The sequence below is a fragment of the Streptomyces sp. HUAS MS02 genome, assembly GCF_055702265.1.
Genome location: NZ_CM146747.1, coordinates 9,870,949 through 9,889,267, shown reverse-complemented (window position 1 = coordinate 9,889,267; position 18,319 = coordinate 9,870,949). Strand labels below are relative to the sequence as shown.

The 18,319-nt window shown below is 71.3% G+C and carries 24 protein-coding genes; 20 read left to right on the top strand and 4 right to left on the bottom strand.

Annotated elements, in window-relative coordinates:
* Positions 1-837, top strand: a complete 837-nt coding sequence (locus tag ACZ9QC_RS42885; protein WP_472918087.1) for a DUF1932 domain-containing protein — start codon at positions 1-3, stop codon at positions 835-837.
* 7 nt (positions 838-844) lie between these two features.
* Here the strand turns inward: ACZ9QC_RS42885 and ACZ9QC_RS42880 are convergent, their stop codons facing one another.
* The 3 genes from ACZ9QC_RS42880 to ACZ9QC_RS42870 form a co-directional block, all read right to left on the bottom strand.
* Positions 845-1,414, bottom strand: a complete 570-nt coding sequence (locus ACZ9QC_RS42880) for a phosphotransferase-like protein (protein WP_472918086.1) — start codon at positions 1,412-1,414, stop codon at positions 845-847.
* The gene (locus ACZ9QC_RS42875; protein ID WP_472918085.1) at positions 1,411-2,448 is read right to left on the bottom strand and encodes an AAA family ATPase; all 1,038 of its coding nucleotides are present in this window, start codon (positions 2,446-2,448) and stop codon (positions 1,411-1,413) included. The genes ACZ9QC_RS42880 and ACZ9QC_RS42875 overlap by 4 nt, the downstream gene beginning before the upstream one ends.
* 179 nt (positions 2,449-2,627) lie before the next feature.
* On the bottom strand, positions 2,628-3,419 hold the full coding sequence (locus tag ACZ9QC_RS42870) for a GntR family transcriptional regulator (protein WP_472918084.1): 792 nt from the start codon (positions 3,417-3,419) through the stop codon (positions 2,628-2,630).
* 423 nt (positions 3,420-3,842) lie between these two features.
* Here ACZ9QC_RS42870 and ACZ9QC_RS42865 point away from each other — a divergent pair, with 423 nt between their 5' ends.
* The 14 genes from ACZ9QC_RS42865 (at position 3,843) to ACZ9QC_RS42800 (ending at position 15,357) form a co-directional block, all read left to right on the top strand.
* Entirely contained in the window at positions 3,843-4,451 is a 609-nt protein-coding gene (locus tag ACZ9QC_RS42865; RefSeq protein WP_472918083.1) for a hypothetical protein, read from the top strand.
* A gap of 172 nt (positions 4,452-4,623) precedes the next feature.
* Positions 4,624-4,788, top strand: a complete 165-nt coding sequence (locus ACZ9QC_RS42860) for a hypothetical protein (RefSeq protein ID WP_472918082.1) — start codon at positions 4,624-4,626, stop codon at positions 4,786-4,788.
* Between the two features lie 70 nt (positions 4,789-4,858).
* Complete coding sequence (locus tag ACZ9QC_RS42855) at positions 4,859-5,044, top strand: hypothetical protein (protein ID WP_472918081.1); 186 nt, start codon at positions 4,859-4,861, stop codon at positions 5,042-5,044.
* A gap of 163 nt (positions 5,045-5,207) precedes the next feature.
* Entirely contained in the window at positions 5,208-5,522 is a 315-nt protein-coding gene (locus tag ACZ9QC_RS42850; RefSeq protein ID WP_472918080.1) for a WhiB family transcriptional regulator, read from the top strand.
* Positions 5,523-5,631: 109 nt separating this feature from the next.
* A complete protein-coding gene (locus ACZ9QC_RS42845) occupies positions 5,632-5,916 on the top strand; it encodes a hypothetical protein (RefSeq protein WP_472918079.1) in 285 nt (94 codons plus the stop codon).
* A 314-nt stretch (positions 5,917-6,230) separates the two neighbouring features.
* Complete coding sequence (locus ACZ9QC_RS42840; RefSeq protein ID WP_472918078.1) at positions 6,231-7,952, top strand: DUF2637 domain-containing protein; 1,722 nt, start codon at positions 6,231-6,233, stop codon at positions 7,950-7,952.
* 135 nt (positions 7,953-8,087) lie between these two features.
* The gene (locus tag ACZ9QC_RS42835) at positions 8,088-8,636 is read left to right on the top strand and encodes a hypothetical protein (RefSeq protein ID WP_266081873.1); all 549 of its coding nucleotides are present in this window, start codon (positions 8,088-8,090) and stop codon (positions 8,634-8,636) included.
* Positions 8,637-8,650: 14 nt separating this feature from the next.
* Entirely contained in the window at positions 8,651-8,836 is a 186-nt protein-coding gene (locus tag ACZ9QC_RS42830) for a hypothetical protein (protein WP_266081875.1), read from the top strand.
* 123 nt (positions 8,837-8,959) lie between these two features.
* Complete coding sequence (locus ACZ9QC_RS42825; protein ID WP_472918077.1) at positions 8,960-11,569, top strand: hypothetical protein; 2,610 nt, start codon at positions 8,960-8,962, stop codon at positions 11,567-11,569.
* 14 nt (positions 11,570-11,583) lie between these two features.
* Positions 11,584-12,018: a conjugal transfer protein TraB gene (locus ACZ9QC_RS42820; protein ID WP_472918076.1), complete on the top strand. Its 435-nt coding sequence runs from the start codon at positions 11,584-11,586 to the stop codon at positions 12,016-12,018.
* Between the two features lie 84 nt (positions 12,019-12,102).
* Complete coding sequence (locus ACZ9QC_RS42815; protein WP_472918075.1) at positions 12,103-14,388, top strand: hypothetical protein; 2,286 nt, start codon at positions 12,103-12,105, stop codon at positions 14,386-14,388.
* Between the two features lie 40 nt (positions 14,389-14,428).
* Complete coding sequence (locus ACZ9QC_RS42810; RefSeq protein ID WP_029380917.1) at positions 14,429-14,617, top strand: hypothetical protein; 189 nt, start codon at positions 14,429-14,431, stop codon at positions 14,615-14,617.
* The gene (locus tag ACZ9QC_RS42805; RefSeq protein WP_472918074.1) at positions 14,599-14,772 is read left to right on the top strand and encodes a hypothetical protein; all 174 of its coding nucleotides are present in this window, start codon (positions 14,599-14,601) and stop codon (positions 14,770-14,772) included. The genes ACZ9QC_RS42810 and ACZ9QC_RS42805 overlap by 19 nt, the downstream gene beginning before the upstream one ends.
* Before the next feature lie 87 nt (positions 14,773-14,859).
* Positions 14,860-15,357: a hypothetical protein gene (locus ACZ9QC_RS42800; protein ID WP_472918073.1), complete on the top strand. Its 498-nt coding sequence runs from the start codon at positions 14,860-14,862 to the stop codon at positions 15,355-15,357.
* 83 nt (positions 15,358-15,440) lie between these two features.
* Here ACZ9QC_RS42800 and ACZ9QC_RS42795 read toward each other — a convergent pair whose 3' ends face one another.
* Entirely contained in the window at positions 15,441-15,659 is a 219-nt protein-coding gene (locus tag ACZ9QC_RS42795) for a hypothetical protein (RefSeq protein ID WP_453417177.1), read from the bottom strand.
* Positions 15,660-15,752: 93 nt separating this feature from the next.
* Here ACZ9QC_RS42795 and ACZ9QC_RS42790 point away from each other — a divergent pair, with 93 nt between their 5' ends.
* The 5 genes from ACZ9QC_RS42790 (at position 15,753) to ACZ9QC_RS42770 (ending at position 18,308) form a co-directional block, all read left to right on the top strand.
* Positions 15,753-16,520, top strand: a complete 768-nt coding sequence (locus tag ACZ9QC_RS42790) for a hypothetical protein (RefSeq protein ID WP_472918072.1) — start codon at positions 15,753-15,755, stop codon at positions 16,518-16,520.
* A 263-nt stretch (positions 16,521-16,783) separates the two neighbouring features.
* Positions 16,784-17,209 carry an RRQRL motif-containing zinc-binding protein gene (locus ACZ9QC_RS42785; RefSeq protein WP_472918071.1) on the top strand — a complete coding sequence of 142 codons (426 nt, stop codon included), beginning with the start codon at positions 16,784-16,786 and terminating at the stop codon, positions 17,207-17,209.
* A 19-nt stretch (positions 17,210-17,228) separates the two neighbouring features.
* A complete protein-coding gene (locus ACZ9QC_RS42780; RefSeq protein WP_472918070.1) occupies positions 17,229-17,474 on the top strand; it encodes a hypothetical protein in 246 nt (81 codons plus the stop codon).
* The gene (locus ACZ9QC_RS42775) at positions 17,471-17,764 is read left to right on the top strand and encodes a hypothetical protein (RefSeq protein ID WP_472918069.1); all 294 of its coding nucleotides are present in this window, start codon (positions 17,471-17,473) and stop codon (positions 17,762-17,764) included. Before ACZ9QC_RS42780 ends, ACZ9QC_RS42775 begins: the two co-directional genes overlap by 4 nt.
* A 79-nt stretch (positions 17,765-17,843) precedes the next feature.
* Positions 17,844-18,308 (top strand): Pycsar system effector family protein, encoded by a 465-nt coding sequence (locus tag ACZ9QC_RS42770; RefSeq protein WP_472918068.1) that lies wholly within the window; start codon positions 17,844-17,846, stop codon positions 18,306-18,308.
* Positions 18,309-18,319: the final 11 nt, after the last annotated feature.

Genomic DNA, 18,319 nt, shown 5'->3' with positions numbered 1-18,319 from the left:
GTGGACCAGCCGACCGTCGGCATCCTCCACCCCGGCAGCATGGGCGCCGCTGTCGCCGCCTGCGCCGCGACCAACGCGGCCGCGGTCCTGTGGTGCGAGACCGGGCGCAGCACCGCATCCGTGGAGCGCGCCGCCCGGTTCGGGCTGACGCCCGTGGCGACACTGACCGAGCTGCTGGACCGCAGCGACATCGTCATCAGCCTCTGCCCGCCGGCCGCTGCCGAGGACCTCGCCTGCGACGTCGCCGGGCACCGCTTCGCCGGGGTGTACGTGGAGGCGAACGCCATCAGCCCCGCGCGCGTGCAGCGGATCGCCGCGCTACTCGAACCCGACACGATCGTCGTGGACGGCGGCGTCGTCGGCTCCCCACCGGTCGGCGGCAAAACGCCCACCTTGTACCTCTCCGGCCCGGCCGCCGCGACCGAGCGCATCGAGGCGCTCTTCGAGGGCACCACCGTCCGAACGGCGGTGCTGGGCACGGAAGTCGGGAAGGCATCCGCGCTGAAGCTGTCGTACGCCTCGTTCCAGAAGGCCAGCCGAGTGCTGGTGGCGCTCGCGGTCGGCATGGCTCGCGAGCACGGCGTCGACCAGGAGCTCATCGAGATCGCCTCAAGACGCACCGACTCGTACCTGTCCGAGCCGCAGTACGTTGCCAAGACCGCGGCCCGCGCTTGGCGCTGGGGCCCGGAGCTGGAGGAAGCCGCCGACGCACTCGCGGCGGTCGGCCTTCCACCGGAGATGCTGCGCGCGGCCGCGTCCACGCTGGCACGGTGGAACGACGCCAAGGACAGCGAGCTCACGCTCACCGACGCCTTGGATCGACTCGCCCAGCCGTAGCCCGCGCTCATGCCGTCGCCGCTCCCGCCCGCTGCGCTAGCAGCTGGTCGATGAGCTGCGCCGCGTCCTGCGGAGCCGACGCCGTGGTGTCCACTGTCAGGTTCCAGACCATGCCCGGGTGCGCGTCCAGGTCCTCGCAGGTCGCGTCCCACGCCGCCAGGCGCGCGGTGGTGTCGCTGTCGCCGCGCCCCGCCGACCGCTGTTCGGTCACCTCGCGCGGGCACCACAGCAGCACCACCGACCAGTCGGCCGGGTAGCCGTCAATCAGCGCTCGGATGCCGTCAACCTGCCCGAGGTGCACCACGGGCACCCCGGCCGCGAACGCGGCGTCGACGCCGGGCCGGTCGATCGCGTACGTGTTGCCGTACCGGGCGTTCGCGTAGACGACGTCGCCCGCGGCCTCCAACTCGCGCAGCTGCTCCGCCGTGCCCATTCGGTAGCCGTCCGACTTGCCCGTCCCGACCTTGAGCCGCGCGAACTGCGCGTACCTGGAGTCGAGTTCGCTGAGCGCGGCGGTGACGGTGTCCTTGCCCGAGGCCGGTGGGCCGTAGAGGATCACGCCTTGCTTCTCCGTCACGCGTACATCGCCCCCATCGCCTGCCGGGCCTGGTCCGCGAGCGTCACCGCGGTCCCCAGCCGGTTGTCGACGACCAGGTGCGGCACCGCCGGGCGCAGCTCGAGGTCGATCGTGGCCATGTACTCGTCCCACCGCTGCAGCTTCCACGCGTCCCGGGCCGCTGAGCGGAATCCGATGTACTCGCGCATCGACTCTTCGTCGCTGCGAACCCACACCGGGAAGACGTCGACCCCCATCGAGCCCGCACGGTTGGCCAGGCGCTGCATCCAGTCCGGATCAGTCATCTCGGATATGAACGGCGCGGTCAACACCGTGGAGATGCCGCACTTGACGTTGGCCATGGCCGACTGCATCAGGCAGTCGTACTCCACGGGCCGGACCTTCTCGCGGTAGAGCTCGGTGTGCCGGTCGTTCGCGTCGCCGCCCAGCGCTACCAGGAGGCGCTCCACGAGCGGGCGGGTGAGCGGGTCCTTGTCGAGCAGCGGCCAGCCGGTCAGCTGAACGAAGAAGCGGGCGAGCTCGGTCTTACCGCTGCCCGCGAAGCCGCCGACCAGGATGAGCACGGGCCGGTGAGGGTCACCGCCCGTGTGCCGACGCTTCCACGCGTCGATGATCCGCTGCTGCAAGTCGAAGTGGTTGGCTTCGTCGGAGCCCGGCGCGATGCGGTGAATGGCTCGCTCAACCGCCAGGACGTGCGAGCCGTTGAGGCGGTCGTCCATCGGCGTGAGCTTGAAAGACGTCTCCTCCCCCGGCAGCGCGGTGCGGAAGCCAAGGTCCGGTTCGGTCGCGCGGTACAGCAGACAGTAGGCGCGCCGGTAGTGCGGACCGGGGTAGACCTCCCCCTGCTCGTGCTGCCACAAGGTCTGCGGATTCGCAGCGGGAATGCCCTTGAGCTTGGCTCGCTCAGCGACTTCTCGGAGTCGCTCGCCAGCCTTCTCCAGGGTCAGGCCGTGGGCCTCGCGCTGCTCCCGCAGCCGGTCCGGCCTCCACCCAGCGCGCTGCTTCCCCACCCTCTGCCCCTCCGTCATCGTCATGGCCGCGAGCCTAGGGCTCGGGCTGCAAATCGCATGTATACGCGGATGTTGAAAACGCGTGAATGACGGTGCGTACGAGCTTGGACAAGCCCCTGTGATGGTTCGCCCCGCCTGGCCCGAGTGTGATGGCCCTCACGAGATCAGCCGACGGGAGGGACGACATGGCACATGAGGTGCTGTCAGTGGTCGTCGTCACCATCTCCGTCGTCATCAGCGAGTCGAGCACTCGCATGGCGTCGGATGGAGTAGCCGATCTCGAATTCCTCGGCGCTCATCCTGGTGTCGTTCAGCTCGACAACCTCGCCGTTGGAGCTGGTCGTGACTCGCACGACGCGCAGGAGCGGAACGCCAACGTCGGCTGGGAGGTTCAATGCCTCCGCCTCTTCGGGCGAGGGCATGCGGGCGGAGACACCTTCGCTCCAGTGGAGGGGGCGGTGGCCCATCTCCTCCAGGCGGTCATAGATGCCTCCGGGCCCCGTGTCGGCCTCTGCGAGTCGAGTTCCTCGAGCGAGTTCGGCCGGCAGGTAACTAGTGGCCAACTGCTTCGGCTTCCTGCTCTCGGGGTCGCCCATCACGCGGTCGCGAACGAGGACTTCGGATCCGGTGGGGAGGCCCATGAGGCCAGCGAGATCGACCGGCACGACGCCCCAACGCAGGGTGGGAGGCTCCAAGGCCACCCACGGTTGGGCTGTCGGGTCGAAGTAGTAGCCGATCTCATCGCGGAAGACCTGGCGGGACCGGGTGATGCGCCGCTTCTCAGGGCGCTCTCGCACGATGGTCCCTCTGCGGCGCACCGCGACGACCAGGCCTTCTTGCTCCAGGAGCGAGATGGCGCTTCGCACGGTCTGATAGCCAGCGCCGTACTGGGCTTGGAGCTCGGTGAGCATCGGCAGCTTGTCGCCCGGCATGTATCGCCCCTCGCCGATCTGCTGTCGCAGGTCAGCGGCGATGTCGCGATACGAGACGGGCATCGGAGCCACCTTTCAGAGTGCTGCGGATCTGATTCTAGGGCTAGCTCTATCAGGCGGCGATGTGCGAGCACAACCGATCGACATGAATAGAGCTATCGCTATTGACTCGATAGCCCGACATGGTCTCTACTAGGCGATAGCGATAGCTCTAACGCTCCGTTGAGCAGGGGTTACGCCCCTCGGCACCACCGCAAGACCGCAGTAGTCGTCCGCCCTACGGGGCGGCCGGAGTAGTCCTCAGCTCGCTGAGGGCGCGAGAGCACCATCGAACTCCTCCGGAGCCTGACGGCCGCGACGACTGTGTGCACGTCGCAGCGCTGTGCGCTGTCTGGCCTGCGGGACGCCGGCTTTGTGCCGCGCGGCCTGGAGGGCAGAGAGAGCATCGCGACGCGCTCCCTGCCACTCCGTCTGTGAGGAGTTCAGATGTCTGCTTCGACCCTTGAGCACACCGCCCGTCCCCGCCGGAGCCGGACCCGCTCGCGCACCGTCAACGCCCGCCCGGCGCTGGCCCTGTCCACTCTCAAGCCCCACCAGTACGACCTGCGCCCCGCCTGCGCGTCGCTGGTCTGCCCCGACTGCGAGACGTGGGTGCCGATCACCGGCCTCCAGACCAAGCAGCCCAAGGTCGTGCCGCACGACACCGGCTGTGCGGGCAAGGACGCGGCCGTCCGCTGCCGCCTGGGCAGCAACCGCCTGGTCACCGTCAACGTCACGGTCAAGAAGTGGCAGGAGCGCCTGGAGGACGGCCACGCGGAGACCGGCCACCGCCGCCCGACCACCGTGCAGCGCAAGCCGAAGGTCGCGCCCGCCCCGGCCGTCAGCCAGGTCGCCGCGCAGAAGCAGACGACGACGGACGACGACTCCGGCGACGGCCGGCCCCTGTGGCTGCTGCGCGAGATGAAGTGGGCGTCGACCGAGTCCGCAGTCCGCGACGCCGACACCCGGCGCGCGCAGCTGCCTGACGGTGACGCGCCGCTGGGCGCACCGCCGGTGCCGCTCAAGACGCTGCACCCCGAGCGCCGCGCGAGCTGACCTGCTCCGGACGAACGACCAAGGCCCCGGCCACCCCGCAGAGGGGAGGCCGGGGCCTTGGCTGCTCGTACAAGCAGTCAGCTCCCCAATTGGGGAGTGATCGCGACAGCCCTTGGGATTGCGGCCCGGGGACTGTCCAGGACCTGACTCGGAGGACCTGATGCAGAAAAGCATGACACGCACCACGGCGCAGCCGCGGGCCGGGATCATCGACGACATCGAGCGCGAGGACGACTCCAAGGGCTACGAGCCCGAGGAAGCCGCCCGCGTCGACGTCGCCCTGGTCCTGGTGCCCAACTTCGCCCCGGTGCTGGCCGGTTGGGCGGTGGCGGCATGACCGACGCCGAACGCGAGGCGCTCTCGCAGAAGAACCGGGAGCAGAACAAGCGGTCGGAGGCCAACCGCCGATGACCGCGCGCCAGACCGACGACCTGTTCGTCCGCTACATGAAGGCGTTCGAGGACTCCGCCAAGCACACCGCCGACTGCCCGGCCTGCCAGGGCGAGACGCCGTGCGCGGAGGGGGTGCCGATCCACGATCGGTTCGCCCGCCTCCAGGACGCCTACACCGCACGCCAGAAACAGCAGCGCTGATCCCCCGGCCCTGCCCGTCGTCCCCGCGCCGTCCCGGCCGGGGCCGGCGGAGAGCGCCGGGAGCTCCCGCCCGCTCCGGCCGTCCGGCCGCCACAACACGCAACAGCCCCGGGGCGGCCACCCCGGGGCTGACTTCTTGCTCTGGACCTTCTGGGAGGCCCTGATGAATCGCGAATCCGTCGTACGCACCAGCTACGCCCCCTCCGCCGACCTGCCGGTCAACACGAACTGGCGGGAGCGCAGCGCCTGCAAGGAGGAGGACCCCGAGCTGTTCTTCCCCATCGGCAACACCGGCCCGGCGCTGCTCCAGATCGAGGAAGCCAAGGCCGTCTGCCGCCGCTGCCCCGTGATGGAGACCTGCCTTCAGTGGGCGATGGAGCACGGCGAGGACGCCGGCGTCTGGGGAGGCCTCAGCGAGGACGAACGCCGCTCCATGAAGCGCCGCGCCGCCCGCCAGCGGGCCCGCAACGCCTCCTGATCCGTTCTGGCGGTTGCCTGATCCGCCCGCACCGACCGCTGCACCACGGCGGCCGGGACGGGCGGTGAAGGGGAGCCGGACAGCCCGGACCACAGTCGAGGGAGGCCCCATGGCCACGACGATGACCCCGCTCCAGCCCGGCACGGAAGCCGCCGCTCAGGCCGCCGCTTTCGCGATCTTCGGCAGCGACATCCCGCCGATCGGGCCGGAGGACTACAGCGGCAGCTGGCGCACCACCTTCCACGTCATCGCGGAGGAGTGGGTGGGCGAGGGCCGCTTCGAGCGGCACGCCGCCCGCACCGCGACCGCGCTCAACGAGCTGTTCGCCACGCAGGAGCGGTACGGCGTCGGTTCGCCCGAGGCGCTCGCGGCGGCGCCGCGCTCCAGCCGTTGATCGACGGGTGCCGTCACTTCGGCATCACCACCGCCGACCTCACCCGGCACGGCGCGCGGTTCCCCGAGAGCTGATTTCGTTCCCGCCCGGCGGGAGCGGCAGGCAGTTTCGGGCCCGCCCTGCAGCGCTCCCCCGCACTGGTCGCCCGCCCCTCGGGAGGCCGGCCTTTTCGCGTGCCTGGAGCGGGTAGTGCCGGTGCCAGTTTCGTGATCAACCGTCCGCACCGGCCGCCGTTTCGGAACGCACCCCTCGCGTTTCGGGAGCACCGGCCGCCGTTTCGACCCCGCCCTGAACGACCCCTTCCGGAGGCCCCCATGACGATCACCGACATGCCGCAGAGCGCGGCTCCCGACGCCCCCGCTTCGCACCCGCCGGACCGCGCTTCGGGCGCACCCGAGAAGGTTTCGGGTACGGCCCGGGGCGTTTCGAGCCCGGACAAGCGGAAGACGATCAAGCCCAACCGGGACCGGCTGATGACCGCCCTGTCGCTCGTCGCCGCGTTCGGCGGCACGCTGGTCGGCGTCATCGGCTTCGCGATGTCCTACAGCACCCTGGCCAAGGTCGCCCTGAGCTGGGGGTTCAGCAAGGAGCTGGCTCCCTGGTTCCCGGTCGGCGTCGACGCCAGCATCATCGCGTTCCTCGCGCTGGACCTGTACTTGATCCGTAAGGGCACCCCGTGGCCGCTCCTGCGGATGGCCGCGCACGCCATGACTGGGGCGACGATCTGGTTCAACGCCAGCTCGCAGGGCCACATCGGCACTGACCCGGTGCAGGCCGCCAGCCACGGCGTCATGCCGGTCCTGTTCGTGATCGGCGTTGAGGCCGCTCGCCGCCTGATCATCCAAAAGGCCAGGCTGGAGGCGGGAACGGTCACCGACCGGATCCCGCTGCACCGCTGGATCCTCTCCCCCGTCGCAACTCCGCGGTTCTACCGCCGGATGCGGCTGCACAACGTCACCTCCTACCCGGAGATGATCCGGCGCCAGCAGGAGCTCATCGGCTACGAGCAGTGGCTCAAGCGCAAGTACGACGGCGACCTGAGCAAGGCGACCGAGGACGAACTGCTGCCGATGAAGATGGCCGCCTACGGCTACACCGTCACCCAGGCCCTCGCGATGCCTGAGCAGCAGGAACGTGCTGCTGAGGCCCGCGCGGAGGAGGCGGAGCGCCGGCGCCTGGACGCGGAGACGCGCAGGGAGCTCGCGCGCAAGAAGGCCGAAGCCGACCGGCTGGAGGCGCAGGGCCAGCTCGAGGCGGTCCGCGCCCGGGTGGAAGGGGAGACCGGCCAGGCCCGCGCGCACGCCCGAGCCCAGGTCAGCGCCGCAGAGCGGGCCGCTGAGCTGGAGGAGGCCGCGCTGGAGACCGCCGTCATCGCCGAAGCCCGCGCCCGCGAGGCGGAGGCGGAGCGCAAGGAGGCCCAGGAGCGCGAGGCCAAGGCCGCCGCGGATGTCCGCGCGGCGGAGCTGGAGCGCCAGGCGGCGGAGAAGCGGAGGCTCGCGGCGGAGGCCGACCGGGTCGCTGCGGCGGAGGCTCAGGCCATCGAGACGGCGGAGATCGCGGAGGCCCGGCAGCGTGCTGCCGAAGCCGATCGGGTCGCTGCCGAAACGGAGCGGGCTGCTGCCGAAACCCGCCGCCGCGCCGCCGAAGCCGATCGGCTCGCGGCGGAGGAGAACGAGCGCAAGGCGATCGCCGACGCGAACACGCAGGCGGCCCGCAAGCGTGAAGCCGAAACGGAGTACGCCGCTGCCGAAAGGCGGCTCGCCGCTGCCGAAGTCGAGCGGCGCGCGGTCGAAATCGAGGACGCCGCGAAGCTGACGCCGCGCGAGCGGGCGGTCCGCAAGGTCGTGCGCATGTCGTTCGCGGCCGGCGCGGTGTTCGTCGGCCTGGACGCCTACGGGATCCACCGCGAGCTGTGCCGGGTCGTCTCGATCGCCGACGTCCAGCGCGAGTTCGAGGTCTCGTCCACCGACACCGCCTCCAAGTACCGCCAGGAGGCCGTCGCGCTCATCGTCGGCGGATACCGCCCGGAGCAGTGACCTGCACAAACGAGCCTTTCGACGGTTCCACCGGCCCCCGAGACGTTGTCGTCGCCTCGGGAGCGCGGTGAAGGCGCCGAAACGCCACGACAAAGCCTCCCAGATCACCCAGCCCCGAGAAGGAGAACCCCACCCATGGATATCAACGCACTGTTCACGGATGAGGGCCTGCGGGCCTTCACCGCGACCGTCCGCGACCAGCACGTTCGCGACGCCCAGCAGTACGGGCAGATCGCCGACATCGTGCGCCGGCGCCTGGAGCAGACGCCGATCGACGGCGACCGCTGGATGTCCAAGAAGCTCCGCGCCTGGAAGGTGTCGCGGCAGCTCAAGGCCATGCAGAAGGCGTCCGGCGAGGCCGCGAGCAAGGCGGAGGCCCTGTACGCGACCTACAAGAACGAGGTCCTGGAGCTCCCCCAGCGCAGGGCCGCGGCGGAGGCCCGGAAGCTGGAGCGCAAGTCCGGCCGCCAGGCCGCCCTGGGGGCCGCCGTCGCCAAGTCCCTGGACAAGACGGTGACCTCGCTGAACGCCCCGGCCGACCAGGTGCCGGGCGCGGTTCCGCAGGCGAGGCCGGCTGAGTTCGTGGCCCCGGACAACCCCTGGCAGCAGTGGCCGATGGCGGCTGGCGGTGAGCGGCCGACCGCCTCGATCAACGACTACTTCCCGAAGGGAGAAGGGCAGTGACGACGCCTCGGCAGGTGCAAAACCGATCGAGGTTCTGGAACGCGCGGGTCGCGGAGGCCCAGAGCGACCAGGAGCGGGCCGGGGTCTGGTACGACGCGTGCCGGACCCTGGCCCGCCAGGCCGAACGCGACGGCAAGCCGAACCTGTGGCCCGCGCTCACCAAGGCGCTGCACGACTTCTACAAGAACAACGGAGGGTGACGAAGTTCTTCTTCATCACCGCCTCCTCCTCGCCGCCTGGAGCACCCCAAGGCGCGCGCGTGTCGTGCGCGCGCGAGAGTGCCCCAGGCGGTGACCGTCTGTCAACTCCGAGAGGGAGACGTCATGGCCGACGACGACGGCCCGAACAACCTGATCCACTTCCCCCGCGTGGGCTACACCGCCCCTGCCGAACCCCCTGCTTCGGCCCCGGTCGACGTGCCGTTCGCTGCCCCCGCAGACACCTCTCCGGCCACCCCCGAAGCGTTTGCACCCGCGACGCGAACCGACCCGATGGACGTCATCGCGGCCCTGCCCGAGCCCGGTCTCGGCACCCCGTTCTCCGGCGACTCGGAGATCGCCGCCGCGCCCGCCGCAACCCCCGCGACGGGCGGCGCGATGGTCCCGGCGACCTTCCGTTCGGAGGGCGCTCAGCCCGCCGCGCCGCGTCTGGGTTCGCTGTCCCTGGCGGCGATCCTCGCGGTGTCCCTGGCGGCCATGCGCGGCATTCACTCCGCCGTCGCGGCGGGCCGGGCCAACCGGGAGCAGCGCGAAGCGGTCGCGAAGACCGCGAGCACCGCCAAGGACGGCTCCTCCGGGGGCGGTTCGAAGAAGCAGGTGCAGCCCAGCCACGAGTACGGCCGCAAGACCCTCCAGCGCGGTCCTGGCGGCCTGGGAGGCCGCTCCGGCGGCGCAGGTCCGGGCAGGTCCGGGCGGGGCGGCAGCGGCTCGCCCAGCGGCTCGGGAGGCCGGGGGCGCGGCGGGTCGACGACCCGCTCGCCCAGCAGCGCCGGCGGCTCTGGCAGCGGCTCCCGGGGCGGGCGCGGCGGCGGTGGCTCCGGGCCCGGCCGCTCCAACTCCAACTCCGGTTCCGGTGGCAAGGGCGGCTCGGGCGTCACCCCGCTCAAGCGCACCTCGCAGGGCGGCGGCGTGAACCTCAAGAAGAACCGCGGCCCCGGATCGTCCGGCGGCTCGGGCAGTTCGGGAGGCTCCGGCGGCGGCAAGGGCCCGAGCAACAGCGGCGGCGGTGGCGGCCGGAAGAACCGCGGCCCCGGCAGCGGCGGCGGGTCCGGCTCCTCCGGGGGCGGCACGAGCACGAACCGCAAGCGCGGCCCCGGCAGCGGGGCCGGGGCCGGCGGTTCGTCCGGTGGCGGCAGGAAGCGCGGACCGGGCTCCGGGACGGGCACCGGCAAGACGACCGGCCCCGGCACCAAGAGCCCCGGCAAGGGCACGGGGTCGGGCGGGAAGAGCTCGCCCGGCACCACCAGTTCGAAGGGCCCCGGCACCGGCAAGGGCACGGGGACCGGCCCCAAGAGCGGGACGAAGAAGTCGCCGCGCGGTACGACCGGCCCGTCCGGGATCCTGCGCAAGAAGCCCGGCACCACCACCTCCGGCACCGGCCCGAAGACGAAGCCGAAGGGGAAGGGCAGCAGCGGCGCGGGCACCACGGCGCCCGGCAGCAAGCGCGGCGGCGGGAAAGGCAAGACCCCCTCAGGTAAGGGCGGCACCGGCCCGGCCTCGGTGCCCAAGGCGCCGGGCGGCAAGTCCCGCAAGGGCAAGAAGGTCACGCTCACGCCGGGCATCGCACACGGCACGTTCGCGGCGGCCGACAAGTACGGCTGCCGCTGCCGCAAGTGCCGGCGCTTCCAGAAGGAGTACAGCCGCAAGGTCCTGGGGGCGATGAAGTCCGCCGCCCGGGGCCGGACCACCTTCGGCGAGGCAGTGCACGAGACCGCTGAGAAGCGGCTCAAGCGCCGCCGCAAGAAGCTGCGGCCGCCCATCGTCACGAAGGTCAAGGTCAAGAAGCCGAAGAAGAAGACCGGCCCGAAGACCAAGACCACCAAGTCCGGCAGCACGAAGCCCGCCGGTCCGGCCGCGAAGGCGCCGCTCGGACCGGCCGCGAAGGCGCCGACCCGCCGCACGCCCTGGTCCACGGCCAAGGCACGGGCCCGCAAGCGCGCCCGGATGCGCACCACCACCGTCCCGGTCGGAGGCCCGACCCCGACCCCGCTCCCGACACCTGGCCCGGCCGCGCCAACTCCGGGCGCCGCGGTCACCGGGCCCGCCACCGCACGGCCTTCTGCGGGCGGGGGCACGGTGCCGGGCACCGGAACACGTCGCCTGTCGCCGTTCGAGGCGATGGGCATGGCGACCGCGGGCTCCGCCCCAACAGGCCCGATCACAGTCGAGCGGGCCGACTCCCCCGGGGCTGGCGTGCCCGACGGCACCTCGAGCACGAAGGAGAACAGCGTGAGTGACGCGTCCAAGACGGGCGGTCTCGTGGCGGCGAACCCGGAGCGCGACTCCTGGATCAAGCGGTGGGGCAGCGGCGCCATCGCGGACATGGACGCGCAGCACGAGACCGAGGTCACCCTCGACGACACGCTCGACGTCCTGGAGGAGCTCACCAAGCAGTCCTTCAGCGCGCACGAGACGTGCCTGAAGCTGGCCACGAAGGCACGTGAGATCCGGCACGAGCTGGACGAACTCGCCGCCGACCTGCGCTCCACGCACAACGTCATCGGCCGTCTGACCGGCGCCGCGATGGCGAAGCTGGCGGAGTCCATGGAACTGCTGGCCCGCAAGGCCGACGAGATGTCCACGAAGTCGCTGACGGCGGCGGAGGTCTCCGAGTCGACGGAGAACGCGATGTTCGACGCCTACCGGCCGTTGCAGCAGGCCACCGAGGACGCGGGCCTGCTCGTGCCTGCCGCCCGCATCCACAACGAGAACTGAGAGGAGATCAGCACGTGAGCGACAACCTCCCGGCCATCCCGGGCATGAACAGCGGCGGCAGCGCCGGCAGCGGCAACGGCTTCCTCGCCCTGGCCGGCCGGACCGCCAAACTCGCGGCCTCCGCCCTCTTCCTCAAGGAGGGCATGCACCTGCTCCGCTCGCACATGAAGGCCAACGCCAACGCGTCCCTGCGCCTGTCGGAGATGAACAACCAGGCAGAGGTCGAGCCCCAGTTCATCTCCATGATCGAGGACGTCGCCACCCACCTCACCGCGGTCGCGGAGGCATCCGGCGAGATGGTCAACGCCGCCGACGCCGTCGACACCGACGCCCGCGGCTTCAACAACGCGCACGACCGGGAGTACCGCCCCGGCTACGAAGCCTCCAACGGCTCCGGCGTCCGGCAGGCCAAGCCCGGCTACTACCGGCGCACCGGCCGCCGCAGCTGAACAACCCCACCCCGCAGCAGCAGGGGCCGCACCCGGCGATCGGGTGCGGCCCCTGCTGCTGCCTGTCCCTGAACGGAGGCAGTGTTGAGCACCATCGACCAGGCGGCGCCGGCCGCCGACACCACCAAGCGCGTCCCGGGCCACGTCATCTACCGGCGCGTCCTGGCCGAACGCACCTCCTACGCCCTCGCGGCGGCCGGAATGGCCGTCGGCCCGCAGCTCGACGACAGCGCCTGGTCCTACCTCGCCTCCGGCGGGATCGGACTGGGCACCCTCGCCTGGCTCTACACGAAGACCAAGGACCCCGACCAGGGCCTGAGCGTCCTGACCCGGGCGCAGCGGGCGATCCCGTTCCTGACGGCCGCCGGCACCTACGTGGCGAACCTGATCACCCCCGGCTTCAACTGGTGGGAGGTCGTCGCCCCGGCCGCGTGGGCGTCCCTGATGGGATGGATGGCGCCGCTCACCCGCAGCGCCGGCCTGGTCCTGGAGCTCACCGAGCACCAGGACCAGCACGGCGCCGGACCCGGTCAGCCGCTGACCTACACCGAGTTCCTCGCCGCGAAGTGGCAGCAGGCCACCGGCGAGGGCACCCGACTGGTGTCCATCACCCCGTTTAGCGCCGACCGGCCCGACTTCGAGGCCGTCGTCGTCGCCCAGGCCGGGAAGGCGGTGCCCACCTTCACCGAGGTGCAGCTCGCCGCCGCGTTCGACTTCCCGGTCGGCACCGTGAAGATCCGCCCGATCCAGGGATCCGGGCCCGGCCGGATGCGGCTGGTCGCCCGCCCCACCTCTGAGGACGTGGAGGCCGTCGCCGAAGGCATCCGCGGCCTGTGGGAGACCGCGGTCGCCGCCCCGGGCAAGGCCGCCCCCGGTGTCGAGCTGCTCGACTACCGGGCCGAACCGCACCGCATCGTGCTGCTGGTCGCCTCCCCTCCGGGTAAGGAGATCCACCTGCCGCACACGGCGATCTGCTCCGCCTTCGGAATCGACGACCCCTCCCGGCTCGTCATCGAGACCGACGGCATCCGCCAGGGCGTCGTCTCCATCTACAAGACGAACCCGCTGATGAAGGTCCGCAAGGCCACCGTCGAAGACCTGACGATGGACTCCAAGGGCCGCGTCACCATCGGCGTCTGCCACGACGGCAAGCCCGCCCGGATGCGGCTGTGGGACCCGAGCCAGGGCGCGCTGCGCGGCATCACCGCCGGCGTCACCGGCGCGGGCAAGTCCGTCCTGCAGAACCTGATCCTCGCCGCAGAGAAGCGCTCCGGCGTCGTCTCCTGGGTCGGCGACGTCCAGGGCGGCATGAGCCTCCCGGAGGCGGAGGGCCGGGTCGACTGGTTCGCCAAGGGTCCGGTGGAGACGCTCCTGATGCTCACGGCCGCGCACGCGGTCATGAAGTACCGCGAGCGGATCTCCAACGAGATGGGCCGCGGCGACTTCGCCCTGAACCGGCCGTGGCCGCTCATCAACATCACGCTGGACGAGATCAACCGGCTGCTGTCCCACCCGGACGAAGCGATGCGCAAGGCCACCGCCTACCTCATCGCCGACATCCAGAAGACCGGCCGCAAGGTCGGCATCGGCATCCGGCTCGCCGTGCAGTCCCTGCACCTCAAGGACCTCGGTGACGACGACGCGATCCGCCAGCAGGGCAAGGTCGGCGCGCTGTTCCTCATGCGCACCGCCTCCTCCTCCACCAAGGAGATGGGCCTGGACGGCATCGCCCCGGCCGGTTTCCAGATGGAGAACATCCCCGCCCGGATCTACGAGAACGGGCAGATCGAGGCGCTGTTCTCCGGCAAGGACGACGAGGACGGCGAGTCCACCGCGGGCATGGCGTACATGTTCCTCGACGGGCGCGCCAAGTTCATGAGGACGTTCTTCGCGGAGAAGATCGACGGCGTCTACCCCGACCTGATCGCCCTGTACGGCGACGAACCCGCCAACGGGCTGACCGAGGGCGAGGCCAAAGCCGCGCAGACCGGGGCCGCGATCTACGGCGTGCGGCACACCAACCCCTACGCCGACTGCGACACCCTCGCCCAGGCGTTCTCCGACGCCCCCGGCAGCACCCCGGCGGCTGGCACCCCGGCCCCCGACGCCGACGGCGATGAAGCACCCGCCCCGTTCGACGCGCCGTTCGGCATCCCGTTCGGCGACGGCGGCCCCGAGATCGGGGAGGAGCCCGGCCTCCAGGACCAGATCCTCGACCTGCTCGCCGACGGGCCCAAGAGCCTCAAGCAGCTGCGCGAGGCCCTGCCCAGCTTCCAGCCCTCCAGCGTCAGCAACGCCTGCACCCAACTCAAGGCGAAGGGCCTGGCCAAGTCGGTCAAGCGCGGCCACTGGCAGCTCGCCGACAGCTGACCCGCACCCACCACCCACTCACCGAAGGAAACCGATCCCCGTGGCCCTGTCGATCTCCCTGGTCCTCCTGCTCGGCATCATCGTCGTCATCCTGGTGCGCACCGGCTACCAGCGGATCATGCCGGGCATCGCCGTCTGCCTGTTCGGCTTCTTCCTCGCCAGCACCGGCATCGCCCCCACGATCACCAGCGCCGTGTCCTCCCTCACCGGATGGATCAGCAGCTTCTGACCACCCCGGTCCCGTCCCTGCCGAACGAGAAGGAGAACACCCCGATGAACCGTCCCCTGGTCCTGGTCGTCGACGACGCCACCGACATCCTCGCGGCCAGCCCCGAGGCCCGCGCCCTGGTCGCCGACCTCCTGCGCACCGCCGACCAGCAGTAGCCCCGCCCGCCCCCTCTCGCCCCCTGCGCCCTCCCCGCCACCACGGCGGGGAGGGCGCCCCGCGTCTGCCCCGAAACGGAGATCACCGTGGACTTCGAGCCCATCACCCGCCCGCTCACCGACGACGAAGCCAAGGCTGAAGCCGAGCGGATCATCGCCCGGTCCTTCCAGCCCGAGGTGCCGCCCGTGCAGCACATCCCGACCTCGTTCCGCGACGACACCCCGCTGCCCCCCTACGGCGACACCCCGCCCGTCCATCAGGACGACAAGCGGATCGTCCCCGCGTGGGCGGCCGGGATCGCGGTGGCCTCCATCGGCGTCGGCGCTGGCATCACCGGCGTCGGCTGCGGCGCCTGGCTGATCCTCCAGGGCCTGGCCTCCGTCACGCTCTACGGCGTCCTCATGGTCACCCTGCCGTTCGCGGGCATCGCCATGGTCGCCACCGCCATCGGCGGCGCGATCAACAAGGCCCGCAGCGCCGTCACAAACAACGTGTACGAGGCGCCGGTCGTGCAGAACACACAGATCAACAACACCAGCAACCAGCGCGGAATGTTCTCCCGCACCCGCAACGACGTCCGCTGAACTCCGGGCGCCCTGCCTCGTATCCGAAACCTCGCCCACCGGGCCGGGGCTTCGGGTGCGGGACAGGCCGTCCGGCCTCGCGGTCAGTCGTAGTCGATCCAGATACGGCCGTCGCCGTCGACCTCGGCACCCCGGATCTGCCCGTCGACGATCGCGCCGTTGATCGTCACCTCGACGTCGTAGTCCACGTCGATCCACAGCACACCGTCGTCGTCGGTGAACGCGGGCCAGATCTGCCCGTCCGTGTCCACGACCTCTTCGAAGACGACTTCCTCCGGCTCATCACGGGTGAACCACCCCATCGCAGCCGCCTCCCCTCTCTCCGGGCCCGTCGCACACAGCTTGGCCCACTCGCACGCTCCGTGAACACCGCATCGACAACAAGGAGTTGCCCCGTGCCGTCCAACGACAACACCCCCGGCCGCAACCACCAGGAGCTCACCTACCTCCCCGTGCCCTTCCCGAAGGCACCGCCCAAGCCGCCGCGGTTCGCCGCGCTGCGCGACTGGTGGAACCACGCCTGGGACATCGACGGCGTCCTGCACGAGATGTGGGACGACGTCCTCAGCGCCCCCGACGACGGCCTGCGCCACACGGCCCCCTGGCTGCGCGCCGTGCTCATGGTCGCCGGGGTCTCCTTCGCCGTGCTGATGGCCCAGGCCGCCGGCGAAGTCGTCCTCCAGGCGCTGCACCAGATCCTCACTGCCGCACCCAGGGTGCAGGTCGGCGTCGACGCCTCCAACGGCGTGGCCGCCGTCGTCGACCAGCCGGTGCGCACGTACATCGCGCAGCACTCCGCCGGCCTCCCGGTCGCGGCCTCCACCGTCTACACGCTGTGGCTGCTCACCGGCATCACCGGCCTGGTCCTCGGCTACCTCTCCCGCAACAACGGCGTGCGCGCGATGTGGACCGCACACGGCGCGGCGACCGTGTTCATGGTCTGGACGACCACTCCGGCAACCAGCCGCCCCATCGCGGCCGGGCTCGCCGTCCTCGCCTGGACGTTCCTTTCCGCGTTCGCGATGCGCGGCGTCACCATGCGCCGCCGCGTCGTCGGCCGGCCCGCGAAGGTGACCGTCAAGCCCGAGATCCACGTGCCCGTCCAGCCCCCGGCCCCGGCCGCCGAACAGCACCCGCACAGCAGCTGCCCGTTCCGGGACTGACCTCCGGTCGCTCCGCCTGGTCCTCGCCCACCCCACTCGCGGGTGGGCGAGGACTGGACAGGCCGACCGGCCACCTCGCACCGCGCCCCGCCGACACCAGCACGACGTCGGCGGGGCGCGGCGCTTGCTGTCCACCGACACCAGGAGGAACCGCTCGTGCTCATCCCCCGCCCGCGCCGCCGGATCGGCCGGCCCCGCCCGCAGCGTCCCGGCCCCCGCTACCCGCTGCCTCAGCGCCGGTTGCCCGGTACCTGGAGCAGGTGATGGCCGACCAGGACCAGGACCTGGTCGACGTCGAGCCGTACGACCCCGGCGACGGCTCCTTACCGGTCTTCCGGTGGAAGCAGGCCGGGCGCGACAACCTCGCCACCCGTCGCCAGTTGCGGGAGATGGGACTGCGCCCCGGCGGCCAGGAGCCCGTTGCTCGGATCGAATGCCGTGGCGGGAAGCGCTTCGCGTGGCTGTACCGGATCGACCTGGCGAAGCCGAAGCGCCCGATGACCCTCGCGAAGGAAGCCGCGCTCGACAAGGCCATGGCCGCACGCCAGACATGCGGCACCTGCCGCCGGCGCTACTTCCACTGCCTCCCGCTCAAGACCTTGGGGTCCTGCCTGGAGTGCTTCGACGGCACGCCCGCCGACCCCGCCTCCTACATCGCTCCCCCGGCCAAGCACCTGCTTGCCGCCTGATCCGAGAGGACCACCGCCCATGAGCACCGCTGTCCGCGCCTCCGCCTTCAACGAGCCCGAGCGGCCGAAGAACCTCCAGATCCGGTTCGCCACGATCGGCGGATCCTTCGTCGACGTCACCGGCCTCGGTGAGAACTTCAAGAACCGGTGGAAGTGCCACGGCTGCAAGGCCACCTCGCAGTTCCCGGAAGAGGGCTACCTGTTCAGCATCCGCGAGAAGGCCAACGGCCACGCCGCAGCCTGCCGCGCGATCCCGCTCACGTGACCACCCGCCACCTGCGCGCCGCCCTGCTGCTCGCCGCCGTCCCGCTCGCCGCGGCGACGGCCGCCGCCGCGCTCAAGGCCGGCCACTGGCGGCTGTACGCCGACCGGCACCGCATCGAGCTGACGCCCCGACCCCGCCGCTCCTGCCCCGACTGCCGGGGCGCAGGCGGCTGGTGGGTCGGCGGCACGAAGTCGGAGATGGAGGCGTGCGGCTGCTGGTCGAACCGGCGCGAGCTGCGCATCCGGCTCCTGCCCGTCCGTGACCCCTGGCCGGACGAACCGCCGTTCTGACACCCGACGTACCCAAGCCGTTCCGGGCGGCCCGCACACACGGGCCGCCCCTTCACGTTCCGCAAGGAGAACCCCGCTCATGACGACCGCCACGTCCCCCGCCTCCACCGTCGACAACAACCTGGACACCGCCTGCGCCTCCATCGTCAACGAGATCGGACGGACAGACGGCAAGGCATCCTTACTGCTCGCCTTCAACGGCGCAGTCCTCGCCGGCCTCGCGTCCGTCGCCGACAAGGATCTGCCGCCTGTGACGAAGGTCTTCGGCATGCTCGCCGTCCTCGCGCTGGGCGCGGCCGCCGTGCTGCTGCTCCTGGTCGTCAGGCCCCGCATGCGCGGTGATGACCGGGCGTCCTTCCCCTACTGGGCACGCCTGGACGAAGACGAGATCCGCGCCTGCATGAACGGCGACACCCGAGCCGCCCGCATCCGAGCCCTGTCCACCCTCGCCGTACGGAAGTTCACCCACCTGCGGCGCGCGGTCGACCTGTCGCTCGCCGCCCTGGTCCTGCTCACGCTGGCCGCCGCCGGCCTCGCGCTGTGACGGCGGCCGGG